20 protein-coding genes and 1 riboswitch are annotated in these 19395 nt (G+C 64.5%); all 20 genes read right to left on the bottom strand.

Annotated features, from left to right (window positions below; genetic code table 11):
* Nucleotides 1–8 precede the first annotated feature (8 nt).
* Nucleotides 9–1268: a cytochrome c biogenesis protein CcsA gene (gene ccsA, locus HGI30_RS09910; RefSeq protein ID WP_168907411.1), complete on the bottom strand. Its 1260-nt coding sequence runs from the start codon at nt 1266–1268 to the stop codon at nt 9–11.
* Nucleotides 1265–2923: a cytochrome c biogenesis protein ResB gene (resB, locus tag HGI30_RS09905; RefSeq protein WP_168907410.1), complete on the bottom strand. Its 1659-nt coding sequence runs from the start codon at nt 2921–2923 to the stop codon at nt 1265–1267. Before resB ends, ccsA begins: the two co-directional genes overlap by 4 nt.
* Nucleotides 2924–2973: 50 nt before the next feature.
* Nucleotides 2974–3507 carry a redoxin domain-containing protein gene (locus tag HGI30_RS09900; RefSeq protein ID WP_168907409.1) on the bottom strand — a complete coding sequence of 178 codons (534 nt, stop codon included), beginning with the start codon at nt 3505–3507 and terminating at the stop codon, nt 2974–2976.
* A gap of 79 nt (nt 3508–3586) precedes the next feature.
* On the bottom strand, nt 3587–4327 hold the full coding sequence (locus HGI30_RS09895) for a pseudouridine synthase (protein WP_168907408.1): 741 nt from the start codon (nt 4325–4327) through the stop codon (nt 3587–3589).
* Between the two features lie 175 nt (nt 4328–4502).
* Nucleotides 4503–5036, bottom strand: a complete 534-nt coding sequence (locus HGI30_RS09890) for a spore maturation protein (RefSeq protein ID WP_168907407.1) — start codon at nt 5034–5036, stop codon at nt 4503–4505.
* Between the two features lie 12 nt (nt 5037–5048).
* On the bottom strand, nt 5049–5732 hold the full coding sequence (locus tag HGI30_RS09885) for a nucleoside recognition domain-containing protein (RefSeq protein ID WP_168907406.1): 684 nt from the start codon (nt 5730–5732) through the stop codon (nt 5049–5051).
* 4 nt (nt 5733–5736) lie between these two features.
* The gene (locus HGI30_RS09880; RefSeq protein WP_407945020.1) at nt 5737–6951 is read right to left on the bottom strand and encodes a D-alanyl-D-alanine carboxypeptidase family protein; all 1215 of its coding nucleotides are present in this window, start codon (nt 6949–6951) and stop codon (nt 5737–5739) included.
* Between the two features lie 168 nt (nt 6952–7119).
* Nucleotides 7120–7581 (bottom strand): GerW family sporulation protein, encoded by a 462-nt coding sequence (ytfJ, locus tag HGI30_RS09875; protein ID WP_028599815.1) that lies wholly within the window; start codon nt 7579–7581, stop codon nt 7120–7122.
* Nucleotides 7554–8240, bottom strand: a complete 687-nt coding sequence (locus HGI30_RS09870; protein ID WP_168907404.1) for a DUF2953 domain-containing protein — start codon at nt 8238–8240, stop codon at nt 7554–7556. Before HGI30_RS09870 ends, ytfJ begins: the two co-directional genes overlap by 28 nt.
* Nucleotides 8241–8367: 127 nt before the next feature.
* Complete coding sequence (gene scpB, locus HGI30_RS09865; protein WP_407945037.1) at nt 8368–8964, bottom strand: SMC-Scp complex subunit ScpB; 597 nt, start codon at nt 8962–8964, stop codon at nt 8368–8370.
* Complete coding sequence (locus HGI30_RS09860; RefSeq protein ID WP_168907402.1) at nt 8936–9718, bottom strand: segregation and condensation protein A; 783 nt, start codon at nt 9716–9718, stop codon at nt 8936–8938. Before HGI30_RS09860 ends, scpB begins: the two co-directional genes overlap by 29 nt.
* 57 nt (nt 9719–9775) lie before the next feature.
* Nucleotides 9776–10246: a 6,7-dimethyl-8-ribityllumazine synthase gene (gene ribH, locus HGI30_RS09855; protein ID WP_168907401.1), complete on the bottom strand. Its 471-nt coding sequence runs from the start codon at nt 10244–10246 to the stop codon at nt 9776–9778.
* Between the two features lie 37 nt (nt 10247–10283).
* Nucleotides 10284–11516 carry a bifunctional 3,4-dihydroxy-2-butanone-4-phosphate synthase/GTP cyclohydrolase II gene (locus HGI30_RS09850; RefSeq protein WP_235680375.1) on the bottom strand — a complete coding sequence of 411 codons (1233 nt, stop codon included), beginning with the start codon at nt 11514–11516 and terminating at the stop codon, nt 10284–10286.
* 26 nt (nt 11517–11542) lie between these two features.
* Nucleotides 11543–12226 carry a riboflavin synthase gene (ribE, locus tag HGI30_RS09845; RefSeq protein WP_168907399.1) on the bottom strand — a complete coding sequence of 228 codons (684 nt, stop codon included), beginning with the start codon at nt 12224–12226 and terminating at the stop codon, nt 11543–11545.
* 1 nt (nt 12227) lies between these two features.
* Complete coding sequence (ribD, locus tag HGI30_RS09840; RefSeq protein ID WP_235680374.1) at nt 12228–13343, bottom strand: bifunctional diaminohydroxyphosphoribosylaminopyrimidine deaminase/5-amino-6-(5-phosphoribosylamino)uracil reductase RibD; 1116 nt, start codon at nt 13341–13343, stop codon at nt 12228–12230.
* A 261-nt stretch (nt 13344–13604) separates the two neighbouring features.
* Nucleotides 13605–13815, bottom strand: a riboswitch (FMN riboswitch).
* Between the two features lie 101 nt (nt 13816–13916).
* The gene (locus HGI30_RS09835) at nt 13917–14348 is read right to left on the bottom strand and encodes a peptidylprolyl isomerase (RefSeq protein ID WP_168907398.1); all 432 of its coding nucleotides are present in this window, start codon (nt 14346–14348) and stop codon (nt 13917–13919) included.
* Between the two features lie 111 nt (nt 14349–14459).
* Complete coding sequence (gene lysA, locus HGI30_RS09830; RefSeq protein WP_168907397.1) at nt 14460–15791, bottom strand: diaminopimelate decarboxylase; 1332 nt, start codon at nt 15789–15791, stop codon at nt 14460–14462.
* 145 nt (nt 15792–15936) lie between these two features.
* Nucleotides 15937–17781, bottom strand: coding sequence for a spore germination protein (locus HGI30_RS09825; RefSeq protein ID WP_407945036.1), 1845 nt, complete (start codon nt 17779–17781; stop codon nt 15937–15939).
* 415 nt (nt 17782–18196) lie between these two features.
* Nucleotides 18197–18625: a stage V sporulation protein AB gene (locus HGI30_RS09820; RefSeq protein ID WP_168907396.1), complete on the bottom strand. Its 429-nt coding sequence runs from the start codon at nt 18623–18625 to the stop codon at nt 18197–18199.
* Nucleotides 18618–19274, bottom strand: coding sequence for a stage V sporulation protein AA (locus tag HGI30_RS09815; protein ID WP_168907395.1), 657 nt, complete (start codon nt 19272–19274; stop codon nt 18618–18620). Before HGI30_RS09815 ends, HGI30_RS09820 begins: the two co-directional genes overlap by 8 nt.
* Between the last annotated feature and the right edge of the window lie 121 nt (nt 19275–19395).

Genomic DNA, 19395 nt, shown 5'->3' with positions numbered 1-19395 from the left:
GTAGTCCTTTATACTCCGGCGTACGAGTGCAGGCCGGCGATGACCAGATTGACGCCTATCAGCGTAAACATAATAATAACGAATCCGATGACCGTAAGCCAGGACGAGCGCTTGCCGTGCCAGCCGCGCGACAGCCGCAGATGGAGATAGGCGCTGTAGAACAGCCAGGTGATGAGCGCCCATACTTCCTTCGGATCCCAGCCCCAGAAGCGGGACCAGGCGATCTGCGCCCAGATCATGGCGAAGATGAGCGCGCCGAGCGTGAAGATCGGGAAGCCGATCGCGATCGCCCGGTAGCTGATTTCGTCCAAGTCGTCGGGATCGATGTCGGTCGTCATCGGATGGATGACGGCTCCGAGCTGCTTGCGGAAGGCGAGGCGCAGCAGGCCGTACAGGATCGCGCCGGTCAGCAGCGACCAGATGACCGTGTTGAGCTTGCGTCCGGCATTGATGCCGTTCATCCAGGACGGCGCCTCAAGCAGCGGCTTGTCCACGCCGAGGAAAGCATCCGCGTGCAGCAGCTCGCTGTTGAACGGCTGGACGATCGGCGGCATCGTATAGCGGACGGTCTCGACATTGGAGACGGCTTCTCCCGCCTGGGTCACGTCCGCCGTCTCCTGCCGGAATTCGGCCTCGTAGCCGGCCATGCGGAAGCTGAACACGCTGATGATGAAGCCGACAGCGACGATCAGCATGAACATCGTCACTTCGATCCAGAACCGCTCGCGCCGCGCGTTCTTCGCGTCGCTGGCGTAATCGATGGTCCGCAGCAGATGCAGCAGGCCGGCCGCGAAGCCGACGGCCAGGAACGCTTCGCCGAGCGCGGCCGTCGTCACGTGGATCTTCAGCCAGTAGGAATTGAGCGCGGGAATGAGCGGCTGCGATTCCTGAGGGAACACGGAGGCGTAGGCGATGATGATGATGACGAGCGGCAAGGCGAACATGCCGAGAATCGGCTTGCGGTAGATCAGGAAGATGATGACGAAGGCGAGCATGACCGCCATGCCGAGGAACGTCATGAACTCGTACATGTTGCTGACCGGGATATGGCCCTGCCCGATCCAGCGGGTGAAGAAGAACGCCAGGTGCGCTGCCAGGCCGAGCGCCGAGACGATGAATGCGATGCGTCCCCATTTGCGTTCATGTCCGGCCGGATCGCCGTGGCTCCATTTGCGTCCGGCGATCGCCATCACGTAGAAAAGGAAGCCGAAGCAATACAGGAAAAATGCCGCTATGAAAGCGGAGCTGCTGAAATCAAGCCAATTCACGTCCGATTCCCTCCGTTATCCAAGCTCTTTGGATCGGTCTCGTTGCCAGCCGCCTTGAGCGCCGCTGCGAGATCCGCCCTCATGCCGTACCAGTTTTTGTTCGTGTGCGCGCCGATCGTCGCGGTGCTGCCGTCGATGCGCAGCCAGATGCGGCGATGATGCCAGTAGGCTCCCATGACGAGGCCGAGCATCGAGATGCCGAGACCGACCCAGATGTACGGCATCGCCAGGTCTTTGCGGACGTTGAGGAACGTCGTGTATTCCACGAAATGCACGTTCTCCATGCCGTTCACCTTGATTTCCAGCCGATCCGCGATCGCCGCGTTCAGCTTGTCCTGGCTGAAGGCGGCTTTGTCCTTCTGCATCGGGAAGTAGATGTACGGCTCTCCCTGCTCGTCCAGCCCGGGGCCGTGGACGAGGAAGATGAACGCCGGAGCTTTGGGGTCCCGCGACTTGGTGATCGGATTGCCGTCCTCGCCGATGGCGAACTCCATGAAGTTCTGCTTCAGCTCCAGCCGGTACGGTCCGACCTCGAACGACGTCTCGGGATCGCGCATCGCGAGCGTGAACGGCCCGTAGGCTTCCCCCGTCTGCTTGTTGATGACGACCGGCTTGACCTCCCGCAAGATGGCCGTATTGTCGAAGTCGAACTGGTACAGCTTGAGCCCGTCGTATTCCAGCGGGCTGTTGACTTCGATCGGGTGGCGGGCGACTTCCTTGAGCTCGGGCTTGCCGGCGGCCGCCGTGCAGCCGGCGGTGCATTCGTACAGAACGGCGTCCGTCCGGTACAGCTTCGCCCGCAGCGTTCCCTTGAGCTCTTGCGGAAGCTCCTCGTCGTCGTAAAACTCTACGGTGAATTTCTCGTTTTTGACGTAGTAGTTCGTATCTTCGATGCGGACCGTATCGCCCTCGGGAATCGTGACGTACTGGTCCATCTGCCAGGCCGGAACCGCTCGCGCCAGGACGGCTAGCAGGAAGACGATCAGTCCGATGTGGTTGATGTACGGCCCCCAGCGGCTGAACCGGTGCTTCTCGGCGAGCACCGCGCCGTCCTTGCGGATGACCTTGTAGCGCCGCTTGCGGGCGGCCTGCTCGAAGCGGTCGACCCAGGCATCGGGGTCGCCCTCGATGTCCCCGCGGTAAGCCGCTCGCTGACGCAGCAGGAACGACTCATGCTTGCGGATCTGCTGCTTGTTCAGCGCGCGGTACAGCGGCAGCACGCGGTCGAGGCTGCAGATGACGAGCGAGGTGCCGATCAGCACCAGCAGCGTGATGAACCACCACGACTCGAACGTATGGGACAAGCCGAGCGCGTAATAAATTTCGCCCGACGTGCCGTAAGTGTCGCGGTAATAGTCGCCGAGATCCTGCGTCGTGAGGAACGTGCTCTCCTGCGGGTAGATCGTGCCGAGCGAAGCCCCGACCAGCGTGATGACGATCATGTAGACGGCGATCTTGACCGAGGAGAAGAAATTCCAGACCCGGTCCAACACGGAGGGCCGGCTTTTCTGGGAGCGGCGAGCCGCGCCGTCGTAGCGCATCTCGAGCAGCTCCTCGGCCGAGCCTCCCTCATCGAGCGAGCGGCCGCACGACTCGCAGAGCACGGTTCCGGTCGGGTTCTGATGGCCGCATTCGCATTTGGTGTTTTGGAACACCGGTGTAGCCTCCTATCGTGATGCTAGTATGCCTTGGAGCAGGGCAGGCGTCAGCTCTGCTCGATCAACTTGAGCACGCGCTCCTCGATGTCCTGCTCCGTCATGCCCCCCTGGTACACTTCCTCCAGAATGCCGTCCGGGCGAATGAAAAAGGTCGTCGGATAGGAGCGGAGTCGATACCTGCGCTCGGTTTCCTTGTCGACATCGCGCAGGATCGGATAGGTGAGGTTCTTGCCCGCGACGAAGTTGCGGACGGTCAGGTTGTCCTCGCTGAGATTGATCGCGAGCACCTCCAGCCCTTCGCTCTTCCATTTGTCGTATTGACGCTGGAACTCCGGCATCTCCTTGACGCATGGCGGGCAAAAGCTGCCCCAGAAGTTGAGGACGACGGGCTTGCCCTCGTAATCCGACAGCGACACCGTCCGGCCGTCCAGCGTCGAAAGCGTGAAGGCCGGGGGCTTGTCGCCCGGCATCGGAAGGCCTTCCTTCGACGCAAACAGCGTCTTGCCGATGGCATAACCGCCCAGCAGCAAGACGCCGAGGAAAATGAGGATTTGCACCGGCTTGCGGGCAGCGCCCTTCATCTTTCGTGCCACCACCTTATGTAAGCGTTCTTCCTCTTCATTATAACGTCAAGAAGAGACGGAGCAGCTTGCGGCCCCGTTACTTTTTGTGACTATTATGTGAAAGCGCCGCGTCGCGCAGCTCCTTGATCTCGGACAGCGTCAGATGGCGGAACTTGCCGCGCTGCATGTTCTCGAGACCGAGATGGCCGAACTTGATCCGCTTGAGCCGGGCGACCGGGTGTCCGATCGCATCGAACATGCGGCGAACCTGGCGGTTGCGGCCTTCATAGATGGTGATCGAGATCGTCGCGACTCCGGCATCCACGTCGACGTCGTGATAGTCCGCTTCAGCCGGAGCGGTCATGCCGTCCTCGAGCTTGATGCCCTTTTGCAGCCTTTCCAGCGCGCTGCCGTGAGGCACGCCCTTGACGGTCGCGAGATACGTCTTAGGGACGTGATGGCTCGGATGCGTCAGCAGGTTGGCGAATTCGCCGTCGTTCGTCAGCAGCAACAGCCCTTCCGTATCGTAGTCCAGCCTTCCGACCGGATAGACCCGTTCCTTGATGCCGGGCAGGAAGTCGCTGACGATCTTGCGCCCTTTCGGATCGGACGCGCTCGTGATGACGCCTTTCGGCTTGTTCATCATGAGATAGATTTTTTTCTCGGAGGCGATCCGCTTGCCCTTGACCGTGATCTCATCCGTTGCGGGATCCGCTTTCGTTCCGAGCTCGCGGACCACTTTTCCGTTCACCTCGACCGCTCCGCTGGCGATCAGCTCCTCGCACTTGCGGCGGGAGGCGACTCCGGCGGCGGCGAGGATTTTTTGTAATCGTTCCAATTAAGTTCACCTCACCCACCATCATACCGATTGTCCCGAAAAAGCACAAGGAGCCGCGACCTCCGGAACCGGCAGCAGCCGGCCCCGCTCTTCCGGAGGAAGAGGAGGCCGGCGATGGAGGCAGCCGAATACGTACAGGCAGATGAACACGGCGGAAAAGAGCCGTTTCATCAGGTCAGCCGAACACGTACAGGCAGATGAACACGGCGGCAAGGAAGCCGACCAGGTCGGACATCAGGCCGACCTTGAGCGCGTAGCGCGTGCGCCGGATGCCGACGGCTCCGAAGTAGACCGTGAGCACGTACAGCGTCGTATCCGTGCTGCCCTGGATCGTCGAGGCGATCCGCCCGATCATGCTGTCCGGTCCGTGCGTCGCGATCAGATCGGAGGTGAAGGCGAGCGAGCCCGCTCCGGTCAGCGGCCGCAACAGCGATAGCGGCAGCACCTCGCCGGGGATGCCGAGATGCCGCAGCAGCGGCTCCATCGCTCCGGTCACGTAGTCCAGCGCGCCGGAGGCGCGGAACATGCTGATCGCGACCATCATGCCGACCAGATGCGGGATGATGCCGATGGCGGTGCCGAAGCCCTCCTTGGCGCCCTCGGTAAACGTCTCGTACACCGGAACCTTGCGGAACGCGCCATATAAAGGAATGAAGGCGATGATGGCGGGGATCATCCAGATCGACAGCAGGTTGATGATCGAATACATGCTCCTCCCCCTTTACGCTTCCGGAGGCAGCTCGCGCCGTCCGAGGAGCCGGCCCGCCGAACGCGCGGCACGGCGCGGGAGGCTCCCCGCTCCTCCTGCCGGCGGCGCCAGCGGCGGCTGCTTGCTCCGGCTCCGGTACCAGCGGTCGAGCAGGATCGCCGCTGCCGTCGCGACCGCCGTCGCCGCCAGCGTCGTGCCGACGATCTCCGCCGGATTGGCCGAGCCGTAATTCATGCGGATCGCGATCAGCGTCGTCGGCACGAGCGTAATGCTGGACGTGTTCAGCGCCAGCAGCGTGCACATCGCCGGCGTCGCCGTCCCCGGATCGGGATTCAGCTTCTGCAGCTCCTGCATCGCCTTGATGCCCATCGGCGTGGCGGCGTTGCCGAGCCCGAGGATGTTGGCGCTCATGTTGCTCATGATGTAGCCCATCGCGGGATGGCCCTTGGGCACGTCGGGAAACAGCAGCCGGACGAACGGGCTGAGCAGCCGGGCGAGCCGGGCGAGCAGGCCGGCGTCCTCGGCGATGCGCATCAGCCCCATCCAGAAGACGAGGATGCTGACGAGGCCGAAGCAGATCGTCACCCCGTTCTTCGCCCCGTCGAATGCCGCCTGCGTGACCGCATCCATGCGTCCGGTCGCGGCGGCCACGACGACGCTAATGACGATGAAGCCGAGCCAGATCCAGTTGACCATCGGCTCACTCCCCTCCCGCCGCGAACAGCGCCTTCAGGCTTCGCGACAGCGCCGCGCCGAGGCTTGCCGGCCGGCTGGGGAACATCCCGCCTGGCCGGAACGATGCCGTCGCGCGATCCGGCTGGCCGATCCGCGAACTGCCCGCTTCGTAGATCGGGACGGCGCCGATCGGACGTCCGTCCAGCGTCCACTCGAGCCGTCCCCGCTCGCCGAGCGAGTAGGCGAGCGCGTCCTTTTCCGGGCTGAGCAGCACGAGGCGGTTGGACAGGCCCGCATCCTCCCCTTCCGCCAGCGGATACCGCAGCTGCCGGCCCGACGCCAGCGGATAGCCTTTCAGCCGCTCTCCTTTCGCGGCGAGCGTCTTGAGCCGGTAATGCTCGAAGCCCCAGTCCAGCATCGACGCATGGTCACGCCAGTCATCCCGGTCATTGAGCGTGACGACGGCCAGCTGCTGGCCGTCTCTCGTCGCCGAGCTGACGAGGCAGCGCAGCGCCGTCTTCGTATAGCCGGTCTTGACGCCGTCGGCGCCCTCGTACAGGGCGAGCATCTTGTTCTTGTTCGCCCAGCTGTAGTCCCAGCTGTCGAACGGGTTCGGCGCCTTGTGCACCTTCGTGCCGACGATGTCCGCGAACACTGGATTCTTGAGCGCATAAGCGGTCAGCTTCGCCAGATCGTTCGCCGTCGACAGATGGCCTTCCTGATCGAGCCCGTGCGGATTCATGAAGGTCGAGCGCTCCAGCCCGATCCAAGCGGCCTTGTCGTTCATCATCTTGACGAAGCCTTCCTCCGAGCCGCCGACATGCTCCGCGATGGCCGTAGCGGCGTCGTTGCCGGAGCGCAGCATGAGGCCGTACAGCATGTCCTTCAGCTTCATCTTCTCGCCCAGCTTCAAATAAATCGACGAGCCTTCCTTGCCGACCGCGCGCTGCCCGACCGTGACCATGCTCTCCAGGTCGCCTTCCTCGATCGCCGTGATCGCCGTCATGATCTTGGTCAGGCTGGCGATCCGCATCGGCTCGTCGGCCGACTCGCTGCTGTAGAGCAGCCGGCCCGACTCGACGTCGATCAGCGCGGCTGCCTTTGCGCTCGTAGCCGGCGGACGGGGGGCGTCCGCCGCGTCCGCCGCCTTCGCCGCCGGCGCCGAAAGCAGGCTCGCGCCGAGCAGCGCAAGACCTGCGGCGGCGGCGGCCGTTCGTTTCCACGCACCTGCAATTGCCACGGTATCGTTCCTCCTCCCGGCATGCGAAAGCCGCTCGCGGCTCCCGTCTCCTGCTGCCATTGTATGTATCTTGTCCGTCCGATATGAACAAGCCCGCCGGAACGGCAAAAAAGCTGTCCTCCCGGGAGGACAGCCGCTTGCAGCCGGCGACACATCTGGTCGTCGCGGCTAAAGGATCGGATCGCTCGTGATAAGAGTGCTCTCGACGCGCTCGACTCCGTCGTGATGGCGGAACATGCCTTGGATCTTCTCGAAAGCTCCCGGCACCGCGTCGATGACGCGCTCGACCAGATGCGTCTGGTTGTCGAGCGGAACGACGCGCACGCCCTGCGTGCCGACGACGAGGAACGCGATCGGCGTGATCGATACGCCGCCGCCGCTTCCGCCGCCGAACGGCAGAGCGACCTGCGCGTTGTGCCCGTCGGCATGGGTCGAGCTGCTGCGCGCGCCGCCGTCCATGCGGATGTCGCTGCCGCCGGCCACGAAGCCGAAGCCGACCTTGCTGATCGGCATGATGACGCTGCCGTCCGGCGTCTGCACGGGATCGCCGACGATCGTATTGACGTCCACCATTTCCTTGATATTTTCCATGGCGGTCTGCATCAGGCCTTGAATAGGATGTTCTGCCACAGTCTGACGCCTCCTTCCGTTCTCATCATCCGGACCAGCAGCTGCAGTCCGGCAAGGATAGCATTGCCCAAGCGGATTTCCGCTATGCAGTCGAAGCTCGTCTCCAGCCGCGCCGCCCGGTAGTCGGGCCGCACCTCCATTTGGGGCTGCGCGTTCAGCCGGCACAGCTGCGAGAGCAGGCCGAGCGCCGTCGTTTGCAGCGACCAGGCCGCGCCGGTCGCCATCGCCGTCCATACCGCATCTCCGGCGCCGATCGTCGTCCGCCACGTCCAGCGGCTGATCTCCACCTTGTTCAGCAGGCGCCGCACCAAGCCGGTCAGGTTCTCCGTCCGGCGCAGCAGCTTCCAGGCGTCCTGCAGCAGCTCGGCGATGCGGGAGGGACCGATATCCTTTTTCACGTCCGATTCGGTATGCAGCAGCGACGGACTGTCTGCCCGCGCGAGCTCTTCCACCTGCAGCCCCTTGCCTCCGAGCTTCATCATCGGAATCTCCCAGTTGAACTTGAGCAGCCCGAAAAGCGTCTTCACCTGAAGGGAAAGATTGTCGTCGCCCTCATGCCGCGACAGCTGGGCGCGGGCGCGCACCGGAACGGCCGCGATCGCGGCGAGCAGCAGCAGCGGCACGAGAATGATCCCCAGCCAGCCGAACCATGCCCCCATCCCCTCCGCCCCCTTTCCGTCATTCGGCAGCTTGAACCGACCGTGATCCGTCACGCCGCCTTTCTCGGTTAGCATGCCCAGAAATGACAAAAAAGACCGGCGCTTTGGCCGATCTTTTGGGAAGAAGCTAAAATTCCTCGTCGAGCGAAGCCCGGCGGCTGTCCAGGCGGCCGAACAGAAGCTGGGTCTGCTCCTCAAGCTCCGCCTCGGGCGTGATCGCCGCCGGCTCCGGCAGCGCCTCGAGCGAGCCGAGCTCGAAGTGGTCGAGAAAGGAGCGCGTCGTGCCGTACAGAATCGGCCGGCCGATCTGCTCGGCGCGTCCTTTTTCCTCGATCAGATCCTTCGCGACGAGCGTCTGGATCGCCTTTTCGCTCTTGACGCTGCGAATCTCCTCGATCTCCACGCGCGTGATCGGCTGCCGGTACGCGATGATCGCCAGCGTCTCCAGCGCCGCCTGCGACAGCGTCGAGCGGGACGGAGAGTAGGCCATCCGTTCGAAATAAGGCGCATGGTCCGGATGCGTCGTGAAGCGGAACGCCCCGGCCACCTCCGCGATGCGGATGCCGCGCCCGGCCTGCTCCAGGTCGCTCTTGAGCTCGCGCACGAGATCCTCCGACAGGCGCTGGTCGATCTCGACGATCTCGGCGATCTGCCGGACCGTCAGTCCCTCGTCGCCTGCCATGAACAAAAGTCCTTCAATAATTGATTTCAGCTGCTGCACCATCACGATCCGACGCTTCCCCTCTCCAATGGATGACGATATCATCGAACAGACTGTTCTGGAAGACGCGGACCTGCTTCATCTTCATCAGCTCGAGGATCGCCAGGAACGTCACGACGATCTCGTGCCGCTCCACCGCCTCGCCGACGAGCCGCGAGAACAGCGCGGTCTCATGCGTCCGCAGCAGCTCGGAGATGTCGCGGATGCGATCCTTGACGGATATCTCGTCCCGATGGATGCGGGCGACGTGCGTCCGCCTCGCCGCCTTGCGCAGCGCCCGGCGGAACGCCGCCATGATGTCGCCGAGGTCGAGTCCCTCCAGCGGATGGGCATCGTCCTCCTTCATGAACGTCGTCAGATCCTCGGGCTCCTTGCTGTAGACGAGGCTGCGCGCCATCTCGCGGTCGCGCAGATGCTCGGCGATCTGCTTGTAGCGGCGGTACTCCACCAGCTTCTGCACGAGCTCGTCGCGCGGATCGAGCATGTCCTCCTCGTCCCAGGCGTCCTCGTACTCGTCCATGACGGGAGGGCGGGGCAACAGCTGCCCGCTCTTGATCGCGAGCAGCGTGGCGGCCATGACGAGAAACTCGCTCGTCACGTCCAGCTCGAACTCCTGCATCGCGTGCAGGTAGTCCATGTACTGATCCGTGATCCGGCTGATCGGGATGTCGTAGATATCGATCTCTTCCCGATCCAGCAAGTGAAGCAGCAAATCCAGCGGCCCTTCGAATGCTTCCAGTTTGTACAATAGGCTCATGCCGCTTCACCTCTTCCTGATGGCCGGTATCGCGGAGTCGTTCGCCTCGCGCGCTCCTCAGCCTTGGATCGCCCGCGTCAGATTCGCCATCTCGATCGCGGCGGCGGCGGCTTCCCAGCCCTTGTTGCCGGCCTTGGTCCCTGCGCGCTCCACCGCCTGCTCGATCGAGTCCGTCGTCAGCACGCCGAAGATCGTCGGCACGCCGGTCTTGAGATTGATCGCGGCGACGCCTTTGGCGACCTCGCTGCAGACGTAGTCGAAATGCGGCGTAGAGCCCCGGATGACGGCTCCGAGGGTGATGACGGCGTCATACTTGCCGCTCTCCGCCATCTTCTGGGCGATCAGCGGAATCTCGAACGCGCCCGGCACCCAGGCGACCTCCACCTCGTCCTCGCTTGCGCCGTGGCGCTTGAATGCGTCCAGGGCGCCGCTCAGCAGCTTGCCGGTGATGAACTCATTGAAGCGGCCGACGACGACGCCGTATTTCAGCCCTTGCGATACCAGATGTCCTTCGTAATATTTCGTCATGTTTTTGAACCCATCCTTCTATTTTAATTTATTCGGCTTAAATTTCAAACTCCAACAGATGGCCGAGCTTCGTTTTTTTCGTATTCAAGTAATTCGTGTTGCTCTCGTTGCGCTCCATCTGGATCGGAACCCGTTCGGCCACGCTCAGCCCGTAGCCCTCGAGGCCGCGGATCTTGCGCGGATTGTTGGTCATGAGCCGCATCCGGCGCACGCCGAGATCGCGCAGAATCTGCGCTCCGATGCCGTATTCCCGCAGATCGGGACCGAACCCGAGCTTCAGGTTGGCTTCTACCGTATCGAGTCCCTGCTCTTGGAGCTGATACGCCTTGAGCTTGTTGATGAGGCCTATGCCGCGCCCCTCCTGCCGCATGTAGAGCAGCACCCCGCTGCCCGCCTCCTCGATCTGCCGCAGCGCCGCCGCCAGCTGCGGGCCGCAGTCGCAGCGCCGGGAGTGGAACACATCTCCGGTCAGGCATTCCGAGTGCACCCGCACGAGCGTCGGCTGCTCCGGGTCGATCTCTCCTTTGACAAAAGCGACATGCTCCTTGCCGTCGACCTCGTTCGTATAGGCGACCGCGCGGAAGACGCCGAAATCGGTCGGCATGTTCACTTCGACGACCCGCTCCACCAGCTGCTCGCGGCGATTGCGATGCTCGATCAGCGACTGGATCGTAATCAGCTTGAGGCCGTGCTTGCGCTTGAAATCCACCAGGTCCGGGAGGCGCGCCATCGTGCCGTCCTCGCGGATGATCTCGCAGATGACCCCACCCGGCTTGGCGCCGCACAGCTTGGCCAGATCGATCGCCGCCTCCGTATGGCCGGCTCGCCGCAGCACGCCGCCGTCCTTGGCGATCAGCGGAAAGATATGGCCCGGCCGGCGGAAATCGTCGGCCCGTGCCGCGCCGTCGACGAGCGCCCGCACCGTCTCGGCGCGCTCATGCGCGGAGATGCCGGTCGTCGTGCGGATATGGTCGACGGACACCGTGAACGCCGTGCCGTGATAATCCGTATTGCGGGCGACCATCGGCGGCAGGTCGAGCTCCCGGGCGCGATCCGCCGCGATCGGCACGCAGACGAGCCCCCGCGCCTCGGTAATCATGAAATTGATGACGGCCGGCGAAATCGTGTCGGCGAGCGCGATGAGATCGCCTTCGTTCTCGCGATCCTCGTCGTCGACGACGATGACCGGCTTGCCGGCCAGCAAATCCTGGACGGCGTCTTCGATCGTATCGAACGGCTCGCTGGCGTCTTGATGATCGAATCGTTCCATGCTGTCTCCTCCTTCGTTCCCTTGTCTCATGCGAATCCGTTCTCCGCCAGGAAGGCCGCGCTAAGCGAACCGCCGGCCGCGCGTCCCGGCTTGCCGGAATCGGCGCTTTCCGCCCGTCCGCCGAACCGCAGCAAATGGTCGACATATTTGCCGAGCACGTCGCATTCGAGATTGACGGTCGCGCCCGGGTGCTTGCGCTGCAGCACGGTCTCGGCCAGCGTATGCGGAATGATCGACACGGAAAATACCCCCTCCCCCGCCTCCGTCACCGTCAGGCTGACGCCGTCCACCGCGATCGAGCCGCGCGGGATGATGTAGCGGCGCAAGCCCTCGTCCTCCAGCCGGATCGTGAACAGCACCGCGTTGGCGTACGCCCTGCGCTCCGCGATCCGCCCGATGCCGTCCACATGGCCTTGGACGATGTGGCCGCCGAAGCGGCCGTCCGCCCGCATCGCCCGCTCCAGGTTGAGCGGGCTGCCCGCGGGCAGTTCGCCGAGATTCGTATGCCGGTACGTCTCCGGCATGACGTCGGCCTCAAAGCTGTCCGAGCTCCAGCCGGTGACCGTCAGGCAGACGCCGTTGACGGCGATGCTGTCGCCCAGCCGGACGCCCTCCAGCACGCTGGCGGCTCCGATGCGGAGCACGAGCGCCTCGCCTTTTCGAGCGACGCCGCGCAGCTCCCCGATTTCTTCAATCAACCCCGTGAACATGTCAGCCGATCCCTCCCCCGGCGGCAGGCTTGCCGCTGATGCAAACATCGCGTCCGTACCGCTCTACCTCGACGTCGTCCAGCTCGATCGCGTCCGCCATCCGCTCGAAGCCGGCGAAGCGGAACGACGAGGGGGCATCCTCTCCGCCGATGATCTTGGGCGCCAGGAACACGCAGATCCGGTCTACCAGCCCCGCCGCCAGCATCGAGCCGTTCAGACGCCCGCCGCCTTCGAGCAGGATGGAGCCGATCTCGCGTTCGCCGAGCAGCCGCATCGCTTCCTGCAGCTCCACAGAGGCTCCAATGCCGCAGCGGATGACCTCGACGCCGGCCGCCCTCAGCGCCTCGGCCCGGCCTTCGTCGGCGGCTCCAGACGCCAGCGCGATCGTCGGCGCGGCTCCGTCGCGAACGAGCTTCGAATCCAGCGGCAGCCGCAAGGCCGAATCGGCGACGATCCGGACCGGATGCAAGCCCGGCACGTCCAGACGCGTCGTCAGGCTCGGATCGTCCGCCAGCACGGTGCCGATGCCGACCAGGATGCCCATATGGCGATGGCGCATCGCATGCACGGCCGCTCGCGCCTCCGGCCCGGTCACCCAGCGGCTGTCGCCGCTCGCGGTCGCGATGCGGCCGTCCAGCGTGGAGGCCGTCTTGAGCGTGACGTACGGCAGCCGGGTCGTGATGAACTTGCGGAACGGCTCGCTTCGCCGCCGAGCCTCTGCTTCCATGACGCCCGCCTCCGTCTCGATGCCGGCCGCCTGCAGCTTGGCCATGCCGGTGCCCGAGACGAGCGGATTCGGATCGAGCTCGGCGACGACGACGCGGGCGATGCCGGCGGCGATCAAGCGATCGCTGCAAGGCGGCGTGCGGCCGTAATGGCTGCACGGCTCCAGCGTGACGTAGGCCGTCGCTCCCCGAGCTTCTTCTCCCGCCATGGCCAGCGCATGCACCTCCGCATGCCCCTCGCCCCGCTTGAGATGGGCGCCGAGGCCGACGATGCGGCCGTCCTTGACGACGACGCAGCCGACGGCCGGGTTGATTCCGGTCTGGCCGGCCGTCTTGGCCGCCATGCCGAGCGCAAGCTCCATGTAAAATCGATCATCGATCGTTTCCCTCAATGCAAAAACACCCCCGATTGACGCCTGTGGCGCCCTTCGGGGGTGACGGGTAATCGGATCGTCGCCGCGAGACAGCTGCAAGAGCCCGGAGCTTCCGGACGGCAAATAAGCCGCTCGGAAATGCGGGAACAGACCGACCGGCCCGGGCCTACGGCAGATCCGGCGCACGTGCGCCGAATTCCATCCTGCAGCCAAAGCGGCGGACTTGAACAGACTCCTCCATCGAGCGGAGGAGCTTCCTCTATGCGTGCCTGTCTTGCAGCGAGCCTTCTCCCATCCAGACTATACTGTCGGTCCCGGAATCGCACCAGGTCAGCCGCATGCGCTCTCCACGCATCCTCGGATGGAGGGCAGCGCGGGAGTGCATGCGGGTCACGGACTGACCGATCCCGGCGAGCCGCGGCGCATGCCGAAGACGCGTAGGAACGGATCACCGCCGGTTCGGGAATTGCACCCGTCCCCGAAGGTTCGCTTTGAATCTCATCTTACTTGCCCGTTGCCTAAAAAGCAAGCGGGAAGGTCGGAATTAAAGAACAAGAAGGCTCTCAAGCGAGAGCCTTCTCATCCGCACGATCAAGCTTCGACGATTTCGACTTTGGCCATCTTGTCGCGGCCTTTGAACGCATCGACGTATTCCATGCCTTTGGTGACCTTGCCGAAGACGGTATGTCCGCCGTCAAGATGCGGCTGCGGCTGGTAGCAGATGTAGAACTGGCTGCCGCCGGTATTCCGTCCGGCATGAGCCATCGCGAGCGAGCCGCGCTCATGCTTGTTCGGGTTGATCTCGCAGTCGATCGTGTAGCCCGGTCCGCCGGTGCCGGTGCCGTTCGGGCAGCCGCCTTGCGCGACGAAGCCCGGGATGACGCGGTGGAACGCGAGTCCGTTATAGAAGCCTTCGTTCGCCAGCTTTTCGAAGTTCGCCACCGTATTCGGCGCGTCCTTCTCGAACAGGTCCAGCAAGACCTCGCCGCCGTTTTCGAGCGTGATTTTCGCTTGTTTTGCCACTTCGCATCACTCCTGCCTTTCCAAAATAAAAGCTATGTACGCATCTATCATACACTAGAGCCAGCCGCCAACGCAAAGCGGGCCTCCCGAGGGAGGCCCGCTTGAAGCGGCTTACGGCTGGACTTCGACCTTGCGCAGACGTTCCGGCAGCACGTCGTTGCGCGAGATGTCCTCGAGCGACTCGCGCTTCACCGCGACGTCGGCCTGACCGTCCTTGACCAGCACGACAGCCGGACGGCGGATGCGGTTGTAGTTGGACGCCATCGCGTAGTTGTACGCGCCGGTGCAGAACACCGCGAGCAGATCGCCCGTCTCGGCCTTGGGCAGCTCCAGGTCCCAGATGAGCATGTCCCCGCTCTCGCAGCACTTGCCGGCGACGGACACCGTCTCGACGGCCGGCTCGGCGGCGCGGTTGGCCAGCACGGCCTCGTACTTGGACTCGTAGAGCGCCGGGCGCGGGTTGTCCGTCATGCCGCCGTCGACGGCGACGTACTTGCGGACGCCCGGAATGTCCTTGCTCGTCCCGACGGTGTACAGCGTCGTGCCGGCGTCGCCGACGATGCTGCGGCCCGGCTCGACCCAGATCTCCGGAAGCGGATAGCCGGCGTCGGTGAAGTTGGTGCGGATCGCGTCCGTAATCGCGCCGATATAGTCGCGCACCGGAAGCGGGCTGTCCTCGGACGTATAGCGGATGCCGAAGCCGCCGCCCAGGTTGATGACGCGGAACGTCTGGCCGAGCTTGGCCTTGACGTCGACGGCGAACTCCGCGACCTTGGCTGCCGCCATGCGGAAGCCTTCGACCTCGAAAATCTGGGAGCCGATATGCGAGTGCACGCCGAGCAGCACGAGATGCTCCAGGCCGAGCGCCTGGCGCACCGCCTCGAACGCGGCGCCGCCGGCGAGGTCGAAGCCGAACTTGGAATCCTGCTGTCCGGTCGAGATGTAGTCATGCGTGTGCGCCTCGACGCCCGGCGTGATGCGCAGCAGGATGTTCGCCTTGCGGCCCTTGGAGGCGGCGATGGCGTTCAGCAGCTGCAGCTCCGAGAAGTTGTCCGCGACGAAGCAGCCGATGCCGGCGTCGAGCGCCATCTCGATCTCGAACGGCGTCTTGTTGTTGCCGTGGAAATGGATGCGCTCCGCCGGGAAGCCGGCCTGCAGCGCCGTATAGAGCTCGCCGTCGCTGACCACGTCGAGCGACAGGCCCTCCTGCTCGGCGATGGCGCACATCGCGACCGTGCTGAACGCCTTGCTCGCGTAGGCGACCTGGAAGCGGAAGCCGGACGCCTGGAACGCCTCGACATATTCGCGGGCGCGCTGGCGGACGAGCGCCTCGTCGACGACATACAGCGGCGTGCCGAACTGCTCCGCCAGATCCTTCGTATCGCAGCCTCCGATCTCCAGGCGGCCGTGCTCATTTATTTTTGCTGTTCCGTGAAGATGCATGGTTGTCGATACCTCTTTCTCCCCGGCTCAGGCAAGCGGGGTTCGTTTGTCCTAATGTGACCTCAGTATAACGAACCTCGGGAGAACGAGTAATGGATTTTCTGTCGTTTCATTTGCATTTGTTGCATCGGCCGAACGCCCTGGGTCAGCCGCCGCCGTGCTCCGGCATCTTGTCCCGCTGCTGCGGGCGGAGCAGGTTCGGGCGCTTCCGGTTCTCCAGCACCGGCATGCGCAGCAGCACGTTCATCATGCCGCGGGCGTCGAACGGAATGAGCGGCCACATGTACGGTCGGTTGAACGAGCGCTGCATGACGAGGATGACGAATACGGCCGTCCAGCCGATGACGAGCCCCGGCACGTGGAACAGGGCGACGAGGCAGATAAGCATCAGCCGCACGATCCGGTTGGCGAGGCTCAGCTCGTAGCTCGGCGTGGCGAACATGCCGACGGCGGCGACGGCCATGTAGAGGATGACCTCGTTGACGAACAGGCCGGTCTGCACGGCGATGTCCCCGACGAGAATCGCCGAGACGAGCGAGATCGCCAGCGCGAGCGGGGTCGGCGTGTGGATCGCGGCCATGCGCATCAGGTCGATGCCGGCCTCGGCGAGCAGGAACTGCAGCGCCAGCGGGATTTTGCTGAGCTTGGCCGGACCGATGAACGACAGCGCCGGGGGCAGCATCGACGGATTGAGCGCGAACAGCAGCCAGATCGGCACGAGGAACAGCGACGCGAGGATGCCGAGGAAGCGCAGCCAGCGAAGATACGTGCCGATGAACGGCGTCTGCCGGTTCTCCTCGGCGTGCTGCACGAGATCGAAGAACGACGTCGGCAGGATCATGACGCTCGGGGACGTGTCGACGAACACCGCGACGTTGCCCTCCAGCAGATGCGAGGCGACGACATCGGGCCGCTCCGAATAGCGTACGAGCGGATAGGGATTCCAGCCGCGCTTGACCGTCGCTTCCTCCAGCTGCTTGTCGGCGAGCGGCAGGCCGTCGATCTTCACGGCGGAAATCTTGTCGCGGATCGACTCGAGCAGCTCCTTGTCCACGATGTCGTCGATGTAGGCGATGCACACGTCGCTGCGCGTCCGTTCTCCGACCCGCAGAATCTCGTAGCGCAGCATCGGATCGCGCAGCCGCCTGCGGACGAGCGAGACGTTCATGAGCAGCGTCTCGACGAAGCCGTCGCGCGAGCCGCGCACGACCCGCTCGAGCGACGGCTCCTCCGGATTGCGGATCGGGAAGCTTTTGGCATCGAGGATGAGCATCGTGCTCTCGCCGTCGATGTACATGCCCGTCGAGCCGCTCAGCACGGCCGTAAGCATCATGTTCCAGTCGTCCTCCTGCTCGACCTGCACCGCCGGCACATACAGCTTCATGAACGAATGCAGCGCGTCGGCCGACAGGCTGTCCGTCTGCAGGAACGTCAGCCGCTGCAGGATCTCCGTCATGATGACGCCGCTGGAGAGGCCGTTCAGCATGAAAAAGGCCGTCTTCTTGCCGCCGAGCGTCATCTCGCGGACGATGACGTCGAAGCTCGTCTTGTAGCCGACCTCATCCTTCAGGCGGTCGACGAACGCCTCGATGCGCTCCGGGATCGGCTCAAGCGCGTCCCCGTCCGTTCCCGGCGCGGAATTCCCGCCCTCCGGGCTCCCTCCGGCCTCGCGTCCTTCCTCGGCGCCCCGGCCGCCATCCCGCTGGCCTTCCTGTCGGCTCCCACGCTCGTACCCGGCGGCGCGGCCATCGCGCCCGTCGCCGCCGCGCCCGGAACGCTGCTCCGTTCCACGTCCGCTCTCGCGCTCCGCGGCATCGCCTCGGAGCTCAGGTTCGGCTCCTCCGTCCCGTTCCCTATCCTTCCCTTCTCGCTTCCGATCCTTCCCGTCTCGCTCCCGTCCCCGCTGCTCCGCGTCTGCGGTCCGCTCCCGTTCTTCCCGGCCGCCGCTCCGAGTCGCTTCCGCTCGGCCGGCCTCCTCCGGTCCGTCCAGCAGAGCCGCTTCCCATGCGTCCTCTTCCTCGCCGCTGCGCTCCCGCCGGCGGCGATGCTCCGGCTCCGCTTCGTCGCCTCCGTCGTCCGAAAGCAGCGCCTCCGCCAGATCGGCTTCGGCCGGGCGGGAGCCGTCCTCGGGCAGCCGGCCCGGCTCCGCCGAGGCTTCCAGCAGCATCGCCTCCATCCAGTCCTCGCGGCCGGTCGCGCGTTCCTCCTTGCGGACCGGGCCATGCTCATGCCCCCGCTCCGCTTGCTCCAGGCGGTCGATCTCCTCCAGCAGCCCTTCCCATCCGTCGCTTTCCCGGCCAGCGTCCTCGGCCGGCTCCGACTGAAGTCCGGCACGCTCCCCATGCTCGGGATGCTCCAGCCGCTTCACCTTCTGCCATTTCGTCATCGTATTCCCTCCTCCTGTCCTACCATTGATAGACCAGCCAATCGAACAGCGAGCCCGCCGTCTTGCCGAGCACCATCGCCATGACGAGCGCGCCCAGGTAGCCGGTCAGCCGAAGCCGCTTCGCCAATATCGGGAGCACGTTCATCACCTCGGTCAAAGCGGCGGCCAGCATGCCGATGAAGGCGCCGCACAGCAGTCCCGGCAAGGGCAGCGCCAGCGCTGCGGGCAGCGGCGCCTTCCAGCCGAAGAAGTCCGCCCAAGTCCAGAACAGCGAGCCGCCGACGACCGCCGATTCGAACACCGCCGACAGGCGGAACGCCCGAGCGAGCTGCGCCAGCCTCGGGATGAGGTCGAAGACGATCAGCAGCGCGACCATGCCGCTGCCGACCGCGATGCCTCCGGCCAGACCGAGCAGCGCCATGAACAGCCCCGCCAGCGCGTCAGCCATCGTCCCGCCCCTCCACTCGGCCCGCTTTTTTGCCCATTTCGTCCGCGACGACGTAGGCATTGATGTTCTCCTGGTAGTTGTACATCTCCAGCTCCAGCGGATTCGGCTCCTCGTTCAGCTTCTTGTGGAACAGATGGTTGAAAAACAGCACCATGCCAAGCCCCACGCCGACCGAGTACGGGATCTGGAACCAGAGCGGATGCAGCGATTCCTTGCCCGTCAGCAGGAAGGCGATCCGCTGATGCACCTCCTTCATGCTCACGTCCGTGTGGAAATTCATGATCGCCAGCCCCGCACCGAAAAAGAGAAGCAGCCAGGCGCCGGCAAGCACGGCGAGCCGAGGCGAGCGGGTGGACGGAGTCTCGACCAGGATGAGCACCTGCGGGTCGCCGTACGTCTCGATGACCGCCTCGGGGGCCGTCTCGCGCAGCGCCTTCACGATCTGCAGCACGTCGATGACGACCCGATTGCCGTCCTCGGGCCGGTGGGTATAGAGCGGAATGCGCCGCAGCTCCCCGGCGAGCGGCTCATCGGCGAGCAGCCGGACGACCGAGCCGAGCCTCACCGTCCCTTCCGGCGGGATGGCGATCCGCTTCTTCATCCGCAAGTAGACCGGAACCGGACCGGCATTCGTTCGTTTGCGCGACATGACGCCGCCTCCTTCCGCCACGATTTCCGACTCTTGGTTAGTATGGAACGGCCAAGGCGCGGCTACTCCCGGGCGGGCAGCGGCCGGGCAAGCCAAAAAAAGCCAGCCTCTCGGCTGGCTT

The organism is Paenibacillus albicereus (genome assembly GCF_012676905.1).
GTDB classification, from domain to species: domain Bacteria; phylum Bacillota; class Bacilli; order Paenibacillales; family Paenibacillaceae; genus Paenibacillus_O; species Paenibacillus_O albicereus.
Note: the sequence above shows the minus strand (reverse complement) of the source record. Positions and strands in the feature narration are given on the sequence as shown.

What these genes read in the sequence shown, in the direction of transcription:
- ribH (WP_168907401.1), bottom strand. Translation starts at nt 10,246, where the DNA reads ATGACGAAATATTACGAAGGACATCTGGTATCGCAAGGGCTGAAATAC.
- HGI30_RS09815 (WP_168907395.1), bottom strand. Translation starts at nt 19,274, where the DNA reads ATGTCGCGCAAACGAACGAATGCCGGTCCGGTTCCGGTCTACTTGCGG.
- ribE (WP_168907399.1), bottom strand. Translation starts at nt 12,226, where the DNA reads ATGTTCACGGGGTTGATTGAAGAAATCGGGGAGCTGCGCGGCGTCGCT.
- lysA (WP_168907397.1), bottom strand. Translation starts at nt 15,791, where the DNA reads ATGCATCTTCACGGAACAGCAAAAATAAATGAGCACGGCCGCCTGGAG.
- HGI30_RS09890 (WP_168907407.1), bottom strand. Translation starts at nt 5,036, where the DNA reads ATGTATTCGATCATCAACCTGCTGTCGATCTGGATGATCCCCGCCATC.
- HGI30_RS09885 (WP_168907406.1), bottom strand. Translation starts at nt 5,732, where the DNA reads ATGGTCAACTGGATCTGGCTCGGCTTCATCGTCATTAGCGTCGTCGTG.
- HGI30_RS09820 (WP_168907396.1), bottom strand. Translation starts at nt 18,625, where the DNA reads ATGGCTGACGCGCTGGCGGGGCTGTTCATGGCGCTGCTCGGTCTGGCC.
- HGI30_RS09870 (WP_168907404.1), bottom strand. Translation starts at nt 8,240, where the DNA reads ATGGGGGCATGGTTCGGCTGGCTGGGGATCATTCTCGTGCCGCTGCTG.
- HGI30_RS09850 (WP_235680375.1), bottom strand. Translation starts at nt 11,516, where the DNA reads ATGGAACGATTCGATCATCAAGACGCCAGCGAGCCGTTCGATACGATC.
- HGI30_RS09900 (WP_168907409.1), bottom strand. Translation starts at nt 3,507, where the DNA reads ATGAAGGGCGCTGCCCGCAAGCCGGTGCAAATCCTCATTTTCCTCGGC.
- HGI30_RS09860 (WP_168907402.1), bottom strand. Translation starts at nt 9,718, where the DNA reads ATGAGCCTATTGTACAAACTGGAAGCATTCGAAGGGCCGCTGGATTTG.
- scpB (WP_407945037.1), bottom strand. Translation starts at nt 8,964, where the DNA reads ATGGTGCAGCAGCTGAAATCAATTATTGAAGGACTTTTGTTCATGGCA.